General features: G+C 31.8%; 16 protein-coding genes. 9 read left to right on the top strand and 7 right to left on the bottom strand.

The features are described from left to right. Nucleotides 1-303: 303 nt before the first annotated feature. From FWJ34_RS06125 to dmeF, 5 genes are all read left to right on the top strand, one after another. Complete coding sequence (locus FWJ34_RS06125; RefSeq protein WP_308254437.1) at nt 304-1,380, top strand: Gfo/Idh/MocA family oxidoreductase; 1,077 nt, start codon at nt 304-306, stop codon at nt 1,378-1,380. Nucleotides 1,381-1,504: 124 nt separating this feature from the next. After that, complete coding sequence (locus tag FWJ34_RS06120; RefSeq protein ID WP_308254436.1) at nt 1,505-2,455, top strand: NAD(P)-dependent oxidoreductase; 951 nt, start codon at nt 1,505-1,507, stop codon at nt 2,453-2,455. 11 nt (nt 2,456-2,466) lie between these two features. Beyond that, the gene (locus FWJ34_RS06115; RefSeq protein ID WP_308254435.1) at nt 2,467-2,976 is read left to right on the top strand and encodes a shikimate kinase; all 510 of its coding nucleotides are present in this window, start codon (nt 2,467-2,469) and stop codon (nt 2,974-2,976) included. 17 nt (nt 2,977-2,993) lie between these two features. Further along, nucleotides 2,994-3,611 (top strand): GUN4 domain-containing protein, encoded by a 618-nt coding sequence (locus tag FWJ34_RS06110; RefSeq protein WP_308254434.1) that lies wholly within the window; start codon nt 2,994-2,996, stop codon nt 3,609-3,611. Nucleotides 3,612-3,693: 82 nt separating this feature from the next. Then, the gene (dmeF, locus tag FWJ34_RS06105; RefSeq protein ID WP_308254433.1) at nt 3,694-4,638 is read left to right on the top strand and encodes a CDF family Co(II)/Ni(II) efflux transporter DmeF; all 945 of its coding nucleotides are present in this window, start codon (nt 3,694-3,696) and stop codon (nt 4,636-4,638) included. A 385-nt stretch (nt 4,639-5,023) separates the two neighbouring features. Here the strand turns inward: dmeF and FWJ34_RS06100 are convergent, their stop codons facing one another. The 4 genes from FWJ34_RS06100 to carB all read right to left on the bottom strand — a co-directional run bounded on the left by FWJ34_RS06100 (nt 5,024) and on the right by carB (nt 9,919). Continuing rightward, nucleotides 5,024-5,710: a BsaWI family type II restriction enzyme gene (locus FWJ34_RS06100; RefSeq protein ID WP_308254432.1), complete on the bottom strand. Its 687-nt coding sequence runs from the start codon at nt 5,708-5,710 to the stop codon at nt 5,024-5,026. 82 nt (nt 5,711-5,792) lie between these two features. After that, nucleotides 5,793-6,272, bottom strand: coding sequence for an HNH endonuclease (locus FWJ34_RS06095; protein WP_308254431.1), 480 nt, complete (start codon nt 6,270-6,272; stop codon nt 5,793-5,795). A gap of 28 nt (nt 6,273-6,300) precedes the next feature. Continuing rightward, on the bottom strand, nt 6,301-6,606 hold the full coding sequence (locus FWJ34_RS06090) for a DNA (cytosine-5-)-methyltransferase (RefSeq protein WP_308254430.1): 306 nt from the start codon (nt 6,604-6,606) through the stop codon (nt 6,301-6,303). 67 nt (nt 6,607-6,673) lie between these two features. Then, on the bottom strand, nt 6,674-9,919 hold the full coding sequence (gene carB, locus FWJ34_RS06085; protein ID WP_308254429.1) for a carbamoyl-phosphate synthase large subunit: 3,246 nt from the start codon (nt 9,917-9,919) through the stop codon (nt 6,674-6,676). 443 nt (nt 9,920-10,362) lie between these two features. Between carB and FWJ34_RS06080 the strand changes: the two genes are divergently transcribed. Continuing rightward, the gene (locus tag FWJ34_RS06080; RefSeq protein WP_308254428.1) at nt 10,363-11,799 is read left to right on the top strand and encodes a GAF domain-containing protein; all 1,437 of its coding nucleotides are present in this window, start codon (nt 10,363-10,365) and stop codon (nt 11,797-11,799) included. A 318-nt stretch (nt 11,800-12,117) separates the two neighbouring features. Here FWJ34_RS06080 and FWJ34_RS06075 read toward each other — a convergent pair whose 3' ends face one another. Beyond that, nucleotides 12,118-12,891: an RNA polymerase sigma factor SigF gene (locus tag FWJ34_RS06075; protein WP_308254427.1), complete on the bottom strand. Its 774-nt coding sequence runs from the start codon at nt 12,889-12,891 to the stop codon at nt 12,118-12,120. 427 nt (nt 12,892-13,318) lie between these two features. On the opposite strand from FWJ34_RS06075, the gene FWJ34_RS06070 reads away from it, so the two are divergent. After that, nucleotides 13,319-13,486: an NblA/ycf18 family protein gene (locus FWJ34_RS06070; RefSeq protein WP_308254426.1), complete on the top strand. Its 168-nt coding sequence runs from the start codon at nt 13,319-13,321 to the stop codon at nt 13,484-13,486. Between the two features lie 122 nt (nt 13,487-13,608). Here the strand turns inward: FWJ34_RS06070 and FWJ34_RS06065 are convergent, their stop codons facing one another. Next, nucleotides 13,609-14,265, bottom strand: coding sequence for a ComF family protein (locus FWJ34_RS06065; protein WP_308254425.1), 657 nt, complete (start codon nt 14,263-14,265; stop codon nt 13,609-13,611). A gap of 46 nt (nt 14,266-14,311) precedes the next feature. Here FWJ34_RS06065 and FWJ34_RS06060 point away from each other — a divergent pair, with 46 nt between their 5' ends. Next, nucleotides 14,312-14,758: a DUF3531 family protein gene (locus FWJ34_RS06060; protein ID WP_308254424.1), complete on the top strand. Its 447-nt coding sequence runs from the start codon at nt 14,312-14,314 to the stop codon at nt 14,756-14,758. 141 nt (nt 14,759-14,899) lie between these two features. Here FWJ34_RS06060 and FWJ34_RS06055 read toward each other — a convergent pair whose 3' ends face one another. Continuing rightward, entirely contained in the window at nt 14,900-15,151 is a 252-nt protein-coding gene (locus tag FWJ34_RS06055) for a hypothetical protein (RefSeq protein WP_308254423.1), read from the bottom strand. 108 nt (nt 15,152-15,259) lie between these two features. Here FWJ34_RS06055 and FWJ34_RS06050 point away from each other — a divergent pair, with 108 nt between their 5' ends. Beyond that, on the top strand, nt 15,260-16,297 hold the full coding sequence (locus FWJ34_RS06050) for a hypothetical protein (RefSeq protein ID WP_308254422.1): 1,038 nt from the start codon (nt 15,260-15,262) through the stop codon (nt 16,295-16,297). Nucleotides 16,298-16,327: the final 30 nt, after the last annotated feature.

Genomic DNA, 16,327 nt, shown 5'->3' with positions numbered 1-16,327 from the left:
AGCTAGGAAAGCATTTAAGTCGTCTGGTGATGGAAGAGAAAAGGGAAAAGGAAAGAGTTAAAAGTTAAAACTTTAGATTATTTTTTAGAATTAATAGAAAATGTAAGTTAAATGCGTCGAGTGCTTACCATAGGTTTGAGAAAAATAAAGGGCATCGATTAATTTTACTCACTTACTTATATGAATTAGTCAGTAAAATTTTTTAATACTTAACCAATTCTCTTTAACTATGATAGTATCTGAGTTAAATAACTAATAATAGATAAAAATATTAAATTATTTGTGTTGAGGAGTATTAATAAAATGAAAAATCAAAGATTATCGGCTAGTAATTTACCGATGCAACGGAGTTATAACCATCCTTTAAAAATGGGGGTTATCGGTGTTGGGAATATGGGGCAACATCACACTCGTGTTTTAAGTTTACTAAAAGATGTCGAGTTAATTGGCATTGCCGATGTTAATGTCGAAAGAGGTTTAGATATTGCTAGTAAATATCGAGTCCATTTTTTTGAGAATTATTTAGAAATGTTACCTAATGTTGATGCTGTGTGCATCGCAGCCCCGACACGCTTACATCATCAAGTTGGTTTAGAATGCCTTAATGCCGGAGTACACGTTTTAATTGAAAAGCCCATTGCGGCTAGTATAGCTGAGGCAGAATCTTTAGTCAATGCGGCGGCTACTACTAATTGTATATTACAAGTAGGACATATCGAACGGTTTAACCCCGCCTTTCAAGAATTGAGTAAAGTGTTAAAAACTGAGAATTTGTTAGCCTTAGAAGCGCATCGCATGAGTCCGTACTCTGATCGTGCTAATGATGTATCAGTAGTGTTAGACTTGATGATCCATGACTTAGACTTATTATTAGAATTGGCTGAATCTCCTGTTATTAATTTAAGTGCTACTGGTAGTCGTGCTTCAGATTCACAATATTTAGACTATGTAACCGCAACCCTTAACTTTGCTAATGGAATTGTAGCCACCGTCACTGCCAGTAAAGTAACCCATCGCAAAATTCGACGAATAGTTGCACACTGTAATAAGAGTCTTACGGAAGCAGATTTTCTCAACAATGAAATTTTAATTCATCGTCAAACTACGGCTAATTATACCACTGATTACGGTCAAATCTTATATCGCCAAGACGGCTTAATTGAAAAAGTTTACACTAGCAACATTGAACCCTTACACGCAGAATTAGAACATTTTGTTAGTTGTGTCAGAGGGGGAAATAAGCCTTCTGTGGGAGGAGAACAAGCCCTGAAAGCCTTACGCCTAGCTAGTTATATCGAACAGTTAGCCTTAGATGGCAAAGTGTGGCAAGAGTCTCCTTTCGACTTAAAACAACTTAATGATGAATTTATCAACATTTAATCTTATTTTCGTAGGTTAGTGTAGTAATACTATAGCTCAAAAGTAAGAAAGATTTTTTTGGGTTTTGATGCTTCACAACCTACAATAATTGATCAATATCTTTATTCCTCATTCCTCATTACTTATGCGCATTTTTTTGACTGGTGGTAGTGGCTGTATAGGTCATTATATCACAGATTTATTAATTAAAAATACTGATCATGAATTATTTTTATTAGTGAGAAATCCTCGGAAATTAAAGTTTGATTATAACTATCGTAAAGGCATTAATATTATTCAAGGAGATTTATCACAAATTCTTGATTATAAAGAGTTATTAAATACTATTAATATTGCTATTTTAGCCGCTACTTGTTGGGGTGGAGAAAAAGAATCTTATCAAATAAATGTGGAAGCTAATCTCAACTTAATTAACAGTTTAAATAAAGATAATTGTCAACAAATCATTTATTTTTCAACCGCTAGTATTTTAGGTACAAATAATCAACTTTTAAAAGAAGCAGGAGAAATAGGCACTGATTATATTCGTACTAAATATCAATGTTTTACTAAGTTACCAGAATTAGAATTATATTCAAAAATTATAACTGTTTATCCTACTTTAGTTTTTGGTGGTGATCAAGATAAACCTTATTCTCATCTTTCAGGAGGTTTAAAAGATTTACCTAAATTAATGAATTTAATTCGTTGGTTTCAAGCTGATGGTAGTTTTCATTTTATCCACGCTTATGATATTGCAAAAGTTATTGTTTATTTAGTAGAAAATGGAACTACTTTAGATCATAATTTTGATAAAAAATTAGTTTTAGGTAATCAACCTTTAACGGTTAATGAAGTGATAAAAGAAATTTGTAATTATCTCCATAAAAAAGTTTACTTTCAGATTCCTTTACCAATTTGGTTAGCAAATATTTTCATCAAAGTATTTAATATTCAAATGGCAGAATGGGATTATTTTTGTTTTAATTATCGTCATTTTATTTATAGTAAATTTGTCAATCCTATTACCTTTAATTTAGAACCTTATGCACCAACTTTTACTAAATTATTAGAAGTTTCTCAAGTTCCAAAATAGTTAAATTTCCTATGATAAAAATAGCAATAATCGGTAATTCTAGTTCTGGTAAATCAAGTTTAGCGTTAAAATTAGTCCAAACATTTAATTTAGCTCATCTTGATCTTGATCTAATAGCATGGGAAGCTCAAAAGACTCCTATTCGCCGTTCATTATCGTCTAGTTTACAAGAAATAATGACTTTTATTAATAAAAATGAAAACTGGGTAATTGAAGGTTGTTACGGTGATTTAATTAGAGAAATTTTACCTTATACTAACTTACTTATTTTTCTAAATATAGGAGTTGAAACTTGTTTAGAAAATGCTAAAAAAAGATCTTGGGAAAAACATAAATATGATACCCCTGAAGCTCAAGAAGCAAATTTAAGTATGTTAGAATCATGGATTAAAGGTTATTTTCTCAGAAATGATGAATTTTCTTTTAGTTGGCATCAACAATTATTTGAGTCATTTACAGGGCAAAAAATTGAGTATAAAACCAATTGGAATGAAGATATAATTAAACTTATTAACCTTTAAAAACTATTTGATTTATTATGACAGATATAGAAACTCGCTTAAAGGCATTAGAATCTCAAGTAACTGCATTAAATGAAACTATTAAAGTCAAAGAATTAGAAGCAAAAGTAACGGAACTAAATCAAACTATTACTGAACTACAATCTCAACTAATGCTTTTACCTGATGTCACTAGATATGGTAAATTAAGAAAATTTTTACAAGAGGGTGATTTGCGTAAGGCGGATGAAGAAACCACGAGAATTATGTTAGAAGTAGCTCAAGAAGAAAGAGACTCTTTAACTCCTGATGATGTCACTAAATATCCTTGCAATTCTTTACAAGTAATTGATGAAATTTGGCAAAAATATAGTAATCAAAAATTTGGCTTTAGTGTGCAATTAAAAACTTATTATGAAGTAGGTGGTAATATTGATACTATTAGAGCACAAGACATCAATATTTTACGAAAATTTGCCGATAAAGTAGGGTGGCTTAATGAAAAGAAAGAAGCAAAATTTGAGGATTATGATAATTGGGATTTTAGCTTATCTTCACCGGATGGTTGTTTTCCTGCTCACTGGTGGAAGTCACCTTATGGTTTAAAGATGGTTACGTTTTTTTTCGCTCGTTTAATTGCTTGTAATTTAAGTTAATATTTCTTTCGTTATTATTATAGTAAAATGTCTCAAAAAAACTATATAATTTGATCCATAATATACTTACTTTACCGAAATAATGCACATTCATAATCTTGAAACATGGCAACATTCCCATAATTTTTTGGTCGATCGAAATCAATCAGAGAAAAAAACCTCGATCGTATTATTACTAACCGTCGTCACAATGATAGTGGAAATTATCGCCGGTACAACTTTTGGTTCATTGGCTCTGTTGGCAGATGGTTGGCACATGGCTACTCACGTTGGGGCATTTGGTATCGCCGTATTTGCCTATCAATACGCTAAGAAATATGCGAATGATCCTAAATATACCTATGGTACTGGTAAAGTAAGTGTTTTAGGCGGTTTTACCAGTGCGATCGTATTAGGAGTAATTGCTTTAGGTATTGCTATTGAATCATTTACAAGATTGTTTCACGTTCAAAATATCAAATTTGACGAAGCTATATTAGTCGCTGTCATTGGATTAATAGTTAATCTTGTCAGTGCATTTTTATTAGAAGATCACGATCATCATCATCATGATCACCATGATCACCATGATCACGATCATAATCTTCGTGCCGCTTATATTCATGTATTAGCAGATGCTCTAACTTCACTTTTTGCTATTATCGCCTTATTTGCAGGAAAATATCTCGGTTGGGTTTGGATGGATGCCGTAATGGGTTTAGTGGGTGCATTAGTTATTGCAAAATGGGCTTATGGATTAGTTCAGGAAACCGCATCAATTTTATTAGATGGTACGATCGACAAAGAAGTAAAACTTGCAATTATTAATAGCATTGAAGCAGATAAGGATAATCGTATTACGGATTTACATATTTGGAAAGTAAGTGAAAACCATTTAGCAGCAACAATTTCCTTAGTAACCCATTATCCTCAAGAACCTATTTACTACAAAAAATTACTAACAAATATTCCATCCTTGTCTCATGTAATAGTTGAAGTGAATCATTGTCAAGGAGAACCTTGTCTGAATATAGTAATGAATAAATAATTTTTTGTTTTGGAGTTAATTTAGCAATATCTTTAGTCGCTTTAGCAGACTTTTGCTATGAGCCATGAAATTTATTTCTTGGCGGATTATGATATACCACCTAAATTTAATGTAGGATCACCTTACGAACAAAATTTAGTATTTCTGTTAGCTTTTTTTCTGGTATTTGTTCAATTTCTTGTAAGATTAATTCTTTTGTTGTCATTGATTTGATTTTAAGAGTAAATAATTTTAGTTTAAATGTTATTATATTCGATCGACTTTTCCTCTTGCACGATCGACTCTACGTTAAAATGTGATCAAACTTCAATTAATTAATAGAATTTTATCATGAACTGCTTTGCAATAAATTGATAAGGCTAATAGCTGAAGTCTGGTAAAATGATTAAAGATTTTCATTAACAAAACGAGGTAAATCAGATAAATTATTAATAAAACCAGCATTTAAAGGTTTACCAATAAAAGCTATATCAAAAAATTTAAACATTCCACGATGTTGAGGATTATTAATTTCATCATAAAAATTAACCGTTGCAAAACCTACTAAGGGCATAGTTTTATGTTCATAACTAATATTATATTTTTCTTTAATGGGATTATCAGATGTAGCTATTTCTAATAATAATTTCCATGCACAAATTTGTTCAGGATATTTGTTTAAAGATATTTTTAGAGAGAGAATTAAACATTTATTTAACGTATTTTTTTCATTAATACTATAGATTGCTAAATCCATATTTGGTTTTTGAGTTTCATCATCAACTTTAATGGTGACTATATCACTAATTAATTTATGTTTTTTAGGATTAGAAGTTATAAAAATATTAGTTTTGATCAACTGATTCTCTTTGAGAGTAATAAATAAATACTTAATGAGGAGGGAAAAAGTATTTCCAGCAATAGACTTTCTCGCTTGAGATTTATCTTTTATTTCTCCTTCTAAAATTCTCTTATCTAATAAAATTTCTATATCATCTTTTGCAGAATTTAAAATAGTATTGAGATAATCTAGTGATTTTTCTAAACCATATTTTGCAATATATTTATCAAGTTGTTTTAATATGGGAATCATATAATATGTGGACTTTATTTTTTTTAAGACTTGTGTTTCATGTTTTAATAAGCAAAGCATAATATTTCTTAATTTAATAAAATTAACTTGATTTCAGAAAAATACGATTTCTGTGATAAGACAAAAAATCAGAAGATGGATAAAACTTTCTAGGACAATTAATTTCTCTATGATTAAAATTAATAAAATAATTATTAATAGCATTATTTTTAATTTTATGTATTTGAGGAGAAATAATAACTTTGAATTCCTCATCAAAAGAAATTAATCCTTGATCAAAAGCCTTATCATGAATTGAGCATAAACAAATGCCATTATGGGGATTTAATCGTGTCTCTTTATTTTTTGACCAAGGTATTATATGACTAGCAACTAAGAGAGATACATGATTTAAACTACAAATTGCACAATTTTCATTGTAATTAGATAAAACGATTTTTCTAAAAAAATTTTGATTAATTCTTCTTTTTGTTTTTGTTATTATTTCTTCTCCTATTTTTTGATTAGGTTCATAAAGATAAATTTCTGGTGATTTATCAATTTTTGTCCAATTTCTGCTCATGTTTTAGGTTAATATTAATTAACTTAATTTAATTTATAGTTTCTTCAAATCCGTGTTTTTTTCCTAAAGATTTCTTTTTACTAACACCTGCGATCGAAAAAGGTTGACAAGGAAACCCACCACATAATAAATCAAAATTAGGGATATTTTCAGCATAAATATCGTTTAAATCACCGCAATATATTTCTCCAAAATTAGCTGAATATGTTTGGCAACTATACTTGTTATAATCATTAGAATAAACACAGTTAAAATCATTATTTTCTAAAGCGAGTCTAATGCCACCTATTCCGGCAAATAAATCAATGGTAGTTTTGATGTTTATTGCGTCCAATGTTCTTGACTAAGATGTGTGATAAAAAAATTATAAACTAGGGCGATGCACCGCCCTACCAAAAACGTTAGAAATAATCCTGTAAAGCCTTAACCTGTAATGGTTCGGACTGGAGCGATCGAATTGCTTCAACTGTTGCTTTAGCGCCTGCGATCGTGGTAATAATAGGTAACTTATAATCTAAGGCAGCACGACGAATTTTACGTCCGTCCATTTGAGTTTCTTCTTCACTATTCGGAGTATTGATGATGAACTGAATTTGCTTATTTTTAATAGCATCAACTACATGAGGACGACCTTCGTGTAATTTTAATATTAATTCCACATTTGGTACTCCATGCTCTTTAAGTACTTTTTTAGTGCCTTCTGTTGCTACAATATTAAAACCTAATGCCACCAAGTCTTTGGCTACAGGAACGATGGCTTCTTTATCTCTGTCATTCATGGAAATAAATACCGTACCTGAAGTATGAATAGCTACTCCTGCCCCAATTTCAGCTTTAGCGAATGCCTTCCCAAAATCGCTATCTATCCCCATTACTTCCCCCGTACTCCGCATTTCAGGGCCTAGTAAGGTATCCGTACCGGCAAACTTATTAAAAGGCAACACAGCCTCTTTAACGGCGATGTGTTTAGGGATAATTTCTTCTGTTGCCCCTAATTCTTCTAAGGTTTTACCCGACATTACAAGGGAAGCAATTGTCGCTAAAGGTCGTCCTATGGCTTTAGACACAAAAGGTACAGTACGAGAAGCACGAGGATTAGCTTCTAAAATATAAGCGGTTTCTCCTTGCACAGCGTATTGAATGTTCATTAAACCTACTACTTTTAAGGATTGTGCTAATTTTTCTGTCCATGTGCGCAAAGTAGTTAAAATTGTATCAGAAAGAGTAATATAAGGAATTGAACAGGCAGAATCTCCAGAGTGTACACCTGCTTCTTCTATATGCTCCATAATACCACCAATAACCACCCTTCCCGTCATGTCACAAATAGCGTCAACGTCAACCTCAATCGCATTTTCAAGGAATTTATCGATTAAAATGGGGTGATCTGGTTCAATGTCCACAGCATACTTCATATACTGTTCTAACTCAGCATCATTATAAACAATCCGCATACCACGCCCACCGAGTACATAAGAAGGACGAACTACCACAGGATAACCAATTTTGTTAGAAATAATTTTAGATTCTTGAAAACTTCTGGCGATACCATTAGGGGGTTGTTTAATGCCTAATTCACCTAAAATCGCTTCAAATTTTTCCCTGTCTTCGGCGGTATCAATGGAATCGGGAGAAGTACCCCAAATTTTAGTAGTTACGGTAGTATTAGGATCAGCAAGATAATTTTTTAATGGTACAGCTAATTTTAGCGGTGTTTGTCCACCGAATTGAATAATTACCCCTTCAGGATTTTCCGCTTCAATGATGTTTAAAACGTCTTCTTTGGTTAAAGGTTCAAAGTAAAGGCGATCGCTGGTATCATAATCGGTGGATACGGTTTCAGGATTGGAGTTAACCATGATGGTTTCAAAACCTGCATCTTGGAGAGAAAAAGAGGCATGACAACAACAATAATCAAATTCTATACCTTGACCGATACGGTTAGGACCACCGCCTAAAATCATAACTTTGCGTTTATCAGAGGGGATGCTTTCATTTTCTCCTGCTTCGTAAGTGGAGTAATAATAAGGGGTGAACGCTTCAAACTCTGCCGCACAAGTATCAACTAATTTGTAAATGGGTAAAATACCTAAAGATTTACGATAATTTCTAACTTCATCCTCTGAGGTTTTGGTAGCAAAGGCAATTTGACGATCGCTAAAACCATGTTGTTTAATGAAACGCATTTCAGGGGCAGTAATTTTTTGTAAAGAAGTACGTCTCATAAACCTCTCAATATCAACAATTTCCTGCATCTTATCCAAAAACCAAGGATCGATCGCTGTTAATTCGTAAATTTGTTCTACCGACATTCCTAATCTTAAAGCATGATAAACACTAAAAATTCTTTCAGGGTTAGGAGTGCGTAATTGAGAGCTAATCTGAGATAACGTGGGTAAAGTCTCATTTTTGTCACAACCGAAGCCAAATCTACCTGTTTCAAGAGATCTTAAAGCTTTTTGGAAAGATTCAGCAAAAGTACGCCCGATCGCCATGGCTTCCCCTACAGACTTCATCTGAGTGGTTAAAACAGGGGAAGAGCCAGGGAATTTTTCAAAAGCAAAACGAGGTATCTTAGTTACAACATAATCGATGGTTGGCTCAAAAGAAGCGGGAGTTTTTTTAGTAATATCGTTAGAAATCTCATCTAAAGAGTAACCTACAGCTAATTTAGCAGCAAATTTAGCAATAGGAAAACCAGTGGCTTTCGATGCTAATGCGGAGGAACGAGATACACGGGGATTCATTTCAATTACTATTACATCCCCATTGACGGGGTTAACGGAAAACTGAATATTTGAACCGCCTGTTTCTACACCAATTTCTCGAATAATTGCCTTAGAATAATCTCTTAACCGTTGATATTCTTTATCAGTTAAAGTTTGAGCAGGAGCAACAGTGATAGAATCTCCAGTATGTACACCCATCGGATCAATATTTTCGATCGAACAGATAATAACTACATTGTCCGCCATATCGCGCATCACTTCTAACTCATACTCTTTCCAACCAATGAGGGATTTTTCTACCAGAATTTGCGACATAGGAGAAGCGTCAATGCCAAATTTCGCCATTTCTTCATATTCCTCTTGGTTATAAGCAATACCGCCACCAGTACCACCCATAGTAAAAGCAGGACGTATAATAAGAGGATATGAGCCGATTTCTTCCGCTACGGTTTTGGCTTCTTCCCAGTTACTAGCAATACCAGAAGGACACACAGGAACTCCAATTCTTGCCATTGCTTCTTTAAATAATTCCCTGTCTTCTGCCATTTTGATAGCAGGTAACTTTGCACCAATCAACTCCACACCGTATTTATTTAAAACCCCAGATTCCGCTAAAGATACCGCAGTGTTAAGGGCAGTTTGTCCTCCCATTGTTGGTAAAAGTGCATCAGGACGTTCTTTAGCGATGACTTTTTCCACAATTTCGGGGGTGATAGGTTCAACATAAGTACGTTCAGCCGTTTCAGGATCTGTCATAATGGTAGCAGGGTTAGAATTGACCAAAACAACCTGATAGCCTTCTTCTCGTAGAGCTTTACAGGCTTGTGTACCCGAATAGTCAAATTCACAGGCTTGTCCAATAATAATCGGTCCTGAACCTAAAATAAGAATTTTGTTAATATCTTCACGACGTGGCATAGATTTATCGGTTTAACTCTTTAGTTTATATCGAACTTGGATGATCTCGATCATTTTAATCTAATCAGTAAATAAATTCTGTATTTGTTTATCTAGTTTTGTTGACAGTTTTTGAACGGACATTGATTTAGAATTGACACAAACAGTTTTAGTCTATAAATTTCAAGTATTTGTAAATTCACAAAGGTGCTAATTTAAAAGTACACCGAATAATTTATAAATGTAAAATAAAATAAATTTTTACAATAGATTTAGGGAAGGTCGAACAGTCAGCAATAGTGATAAGATAATCGTATTAGTTGTTAATTGTTCATTGGTGATTTGTCATTTATCCATTGTTAATTGTTCATTGGTGATTTGTCATTTGTCCATTGTTAATTGCTCATTGTTAATTGTTCATTGTTCATTGTTCATTATTCATTGTTTTTAACCCCATTGGTAGGATGACAAAACCTCTATTTTGTATTTGGAATAAAGAATCAGTTACCTCAACGCAAAGTAACCGAGAATTGGCTATTAAAAATCTAAATTTAATCTCAGAGAAAATCATTCCCGTTTTTGATGAAGCTACCCAAACCGCTGCTAATTGTTTGGATATATCTATCTGTTGTTTAGGTATTTTATTAGCAGATGAATATTTACTTAAATCTGCTTATGGTTTATCTCATTTGGGGTTAATGAATGATATAGCTAAAACTAGAAAAATTGATCGACAAAATGCTTTTGCTACCAATGTGATTGATAGTGGTAATTTATTAGTTATTGAAAATACTTTAATTGATTCTTTTTTCGCAAAAAGTATTCTCGCTCAACATTATGGTATTATCTCTTATTTAGGAGTACCTTTAATTGTTTCTAGTGGCTTATGTATTGGTTGTTTAGAAGTAATCGAAACAAAACCTAGACAATTTACAACTGCTGAAATTAATTTTTTAATGATTACCGCTCGTTGGTGTATAGCTGAATATGAAAGAAATCAATTAACTGATAAAAAAGAGGCAAAATCCGACTTAAATAATAATTACCAGGAAATTAATCAAAATATATTAAGTGTCAATTTAAACGAGAAAAATTCTGTTACTTCTATCATTAATACTCAAAAGAATAAATATAATGACTCTGAACAATATATCCGACAATTAAGTTTTCAACTATTAAATAAATTAACAGAAAAATTATCTATTCCCTTAACTTCTGTTATTGGAATGTCTAGTGTTTTAAAACAAGAAATTTACGGAAAACTTAACCCAAAACAACTAGAATATTTAGAAATCATCCATGATAGTGGAAAAGAAATGATTACTTTAGTAGATGAAATTACAAAATTAGCTAGTCTTAAAACTGAAGTTAATCTGGAATTTGTTCCTGTAGATTTAGAAAATTTAGCAACACAAGTAATTAAAAGTTTAGAAACTGTAGCCAGAACTCGTGAACATACATTAAGACTATCGATCGAACCAGGAGAAAAAGTGTGGAATTTAGATCGAGAAAAAGTCAAAAAAACCCTATACTATCTTCTTATTACCATTATTGAAGGTTCAAGAGCAGGGGGAGAAATACAAATACATATATCTGGGCGATTACAAAATCTTAAAATTAATTGTTGGGTAAATCATCCTTGGTTAGGAGATGGAATTTCTTTCGAGAAAATTAGTAGTTATGAAGAGGCTTTAAAAAATAACGCTAATTTTGTGAATATATTAAATAATAATCAAGAAATAAATCAAGAATTATCTAGCCCAAATAACTATGATTATGATTTAACTTGTTTATTCTTTAGTGCTTATTTAGCACATCTCCAAAAAGGTAGTATTGTGTTACAAGGTTCTACACAATCTACCTATCGTTTTGTTATTTCTATTCCGATTTCTCAACAATAATTAAGGATTACTTTTATTAGTTTTTTGGGCAGGATAGGGTTAGGGTAATAGGCAATAGACATCTCCAATAATTATTGAAACACGTTGATTAATTGACGATAAAATATCCTATTTTGATAATTTCAATACTTAAATTAATTTAATTTTTAATTTCTGGAGAAGTCTAATGAAGGAAGGGGTTTAAAACCCAAAATTTTGATAAATTTTTATTACTATTACTGATTGTAAAAGTGCTTTTTGTACTAATAAACATATTAATATTACATTTAAGCTAGTTTTCGATTCATCTTACAAATATTTCTCTATTCTTATCGTTGTTTAAAATTCTTCAGGATTAACTAAACCCCTCATTTTGGCAATTCCTTTTTTCACTCGACGAGAAACAGTAATGACACTAATACCTAATTTTTCAGCAGTTTCTTTTTGAGTTAAATCTTGTAAAAAAACAAATTCTAACACTTTACGAGTGCCTTCTTCTAATTGATTTAAAGCATTATTTAATCTAATTTTATCTTCTTGGACTAACTGAAAACTATGATATTGACTATCGGGTAAATAATCTACTAAACTATTTTTATCTTCATCATTATTATTTGTAGTGTCTAAGCTAATGGGTTCTCTATTTTGATGTGCTAATTTTACCTCATTCCATTCCTTTAAAGATACCCCTAATTCTCTGGCAATTTCTCCATCAGTGGGTTGACGATTTAATTTTTCTCTTAATATTCTGGTAACACGGTTAGACTGATTTTTTAACTCTAAACAACGGCGAGGAATACGAATAGAATCACCTTTATCTCTTAAATAGTGCTGAATTTCACCTTTAATATAAGGTATGGCAAAAGTACTAAAAGCAAAACCTTTTCCAGCATCAAATCTTTCAATGGCGCGAATTAACCCGATACATCCTACTTGTAACAAATCGTCATAATTTTCTTGACACTGATTTATCCAATGAGTAACTTCTTTTCTGACTAATCCTAAGTTTAGTTCTAAAATTTGATTACGAATTCTGAGATTTTGATTTTGCTGATAAAGAGCGAATAATCTTTCGTTGTCAATTTTATATTCGGAAGTCGTTTTGTTAGTCATAATCTTAAATTCGTACCTAACGTGGAATTGTAAATAATTTGATTAAATGATTGATTTGAGGAACTTTAATTAGGTCATAAAGTCTTTAAATGATTTATTCTTCCATTGTATTTGATTTATTTAATCTCAAACAACGGGGAATTTACTGTATTTTTTTTTATTTTATTTGATACTTTCCTTATTTATACGGATAAAATCTTTTTTTGCTTCCTTTATAGTTAGTTATCGCATTCATTGAATTGTTAGAGTACAAAATTATTGATTCCTTAAGAAAATCGAACCTAGGTACTTTATCACCCTGACAAAAATTATCTTTCATCATAATGTTAAAAAAAGTAACAATTTAAACAGAATTCTTGACAAAGTTGCAGTTTTAATGTCCATATGTTAGCTTATTATTTAATAGAGCAATTGAGGAGTGAAATGTATGGAAACACCAGCAAAACTTAGTCTTGAACAACAATTCAAATTAGAAGTGTTAAAAGATCAAGTCAAAAAATTGAGTCGTGAACAATCACAAGAATATCTCATTGAGGTATTTCGTCAAATGATGGTTAAAGATAACCTCATGAAACAATTACTCAAAAATGCTTAATCTTACTGACGTTGCTGTGGCGTAGAATCAGATTGTTTTTTTCCCACAATAAGATTCTTTGTCAACTTTTAAACAAATTTAACTTTTTAATCATTTTTTGTCTCAGCAACGTTTATTTTTCTTTAAGATTTTGTCACAGAAACGGTAGCTACCCCGATAGTGTTTAATTTTCCTTTTGTTAATAACTGTCTGGCTTCATTTACGGTTGTACCAGTGGTGTAAATGTCATCGATAATTAAAATATTCTCCGATTTATTTACTTTTTCATAGTCTTTTCCGAAACTAAAGGCTTGATTAATATTTTTTTTCCTTTCTTCAGGGGTTAAACTAAACATCGCTTCAGTATTTTTAACTCTTAGCAATAAATTTGTTTTCATTTTATAACCTGTTACCTGACAAAAACCATCGGCGATTAATTCTGCTTGGTTAAAGCCTCTGGTTTTTAGTTTATCTTGATGTAAAGGAATCGGAATAATTATGAGTCGAGGATATTTTTTTTTGTTACCTGATTTTAGCCATGCTTCTCCTAACCAATTACCGAATAATTCCCCTAAAACTTTATTTTGATCATATTTTAACTTGGCGATCGCCTTTTTTAAATAATTATCATATTTACCCCAAGAAAATAAAAGAAAATCCGGTTGACCAAATTGTTTATAATTAGTAAGTTGACAACGGAGTAATTTTTGCTCACAATATCGACAAATAATCGGATCAGCACTGCGTTGACAAAGAGGACAATTAGATTTAAGAAATAAAGATAAAAAATTGTTCAACATAGATTAAAATTGCCAAATTATTTTTACAGTTTAAGTAACAAAAACAATGGAAATAAAATTTAGAGAATTTAATCCTTTCGATGTATGGATTTGGTTAGAATTTGATCATGTACCTTCAGAAATGGAAAAGCAATATGTAGAAGAATTATTTAACTCATGGTTTTATGTGGGCAAATTAGGAGGATTTAATGCTGAAAATCTACAAATACAAGAATTAGGCATTGATATTAGTTATATGGAATATGACCAAGATTTAGCTGATAATTCTATGATGTCTCCCATGCACAATATGGGTGAATTTGAATTTTTAGGTCATTGGGGTAGATGTTGGTTTGATTTAGGTACTAGCGATTTAATTGCTATTGATATATTGATTAATGCTCTGAGAGAATTAGGCAAGGAATATGTGGAAATTAATCAATTAATAATTGGAGGAGAAAATGAAGATTGGACAATAGATAAAAACCCTAATTCTGACTTTTCAGAAGATTAAATTTATGAAGAATTAAACCCCCTCTAATAAAATAGCAAATGTTCACTCTTTTTGAACTCATAAAATTCAATTTTACCTCCTTTTTCTCCTTCATTTACCCAAAAATAAAAAGCACAATTAATTTTGTTTGCCTACTTATTTTTATTTTCCAAGAGACTTATTTAATTTTTCCCCGATTTTTTTGATTATCCAACTTAATATCGCACCTGTAAATAAAATGGCTATGGCAGGATTAAATACAGGTTGCCATAATTTGTACCATAATTCCCACCCCAACGGAATACCTAATGATTTGCCGACAAGTGCGATGGCAAACCAGAAAAAACCAATAATCACTAAGAATACATCTGCAATCAAAAAACGATCTAACCAAGTTAATAAATTTTCTTTCATAAATAAAGTAAATATTAAAATCTGATCTATATTTAATCATTGGTCAATAAAAAATGATATTTTATTTAGATGTCAATTTTTTGCTTCAAGGATTAGAAATAGAACGTCATGATAGAGACTCCCCCTTCAACTTTAGATATTGCTGAGGCTTTATCCATTCCCGCCGATTTAGATTTTGATTTACCTAATCCTGAAGATGATGGTATTGCAGAGGAGGAGTTTCTGCAACAAGTTGAGAATATTTGGAAAGTTTGCGATCGCTTTGATTTACAAACAGACATTTGGCGTGGAAGAATTTTACGCACGGTAAGGGATAGAGAAAAACACGGCGGTGAAGGTAGAGGCACAGGTTTTCTCCATTGGCTCAAAAATAGGGAAATTACCAAAAGTCAAGCCTATGCTTTTATTCAATTAGCTAATAGTGCGGATACTTTACTAGAAGATGGTAAACTAGATCCTGAAGCGATTAATAATTTTAGTAAACGTGCTTTTGTGGAAACTGCTAAAGCTGATCCTGAAATTCAAAAATTGGTTAGTGAAGCAGCACAAAATGGCGATCGCATTACTCGTCGTGAGGTTAAACAATTAACCGATGAATATACAGCGATGAATTCTGATTTATTGCCCGATATTATCAAAGAAAAAGCCGTTGATGGTTCATTACCCCCTCGACATTTAGCACCATTGGTGAAAGAATTAGAAAAACTACCACAAGAGCAAATCGATGAAATTCGCAAAGAAGTAGAAGCTAATCCTGATGTAGATACAGTTAAACAAATGACTTCTACTGCGAAAAGTTTATCTAAATATTTAGATTCAGCCTCCCAAGTCGAAACCTTAAGAGATTCTAGTGTAGATATAGAAAGAGCCTTAGATGAAGCCTTAAGATTAGATTGTTTAAGTATTACAGCAGATTTAGTAAAACAGGCGACAAATTTAGAACAAAGTGTCGGTAAACTATATACATTATGGAAGAAATTGGGTAGTGTTGCTGATCGCCTTTATGTAGAAACAGGTGTTAGTAGTCCTAATTTGCGATCGCTTTTAAGTTGTTTAGAAAAACTCACCAGTGAAGTAATAGAAATACGTTTTGATGACGGTGGGGATAAAATAATTCGTTTAAAAATTATGAGTGACGAAGTATAAATTAGGAGTTGATTTATCATTTCTCATTCC

This window comes from Geminocystis sp. GBBB08 (assembly GCF_016743215.1).
Lineage (GTDB): Bacteria > Cyanobacteriota > Cyanobacteriia > Cyanobacteriales > Cyanobacteriaceae > Geminocystis.
The sequence above is the reverse complement of the archived record's forward strand: the minus strand, read 5'-3'. Positions and strand labels throughout refer to the sequence as shown.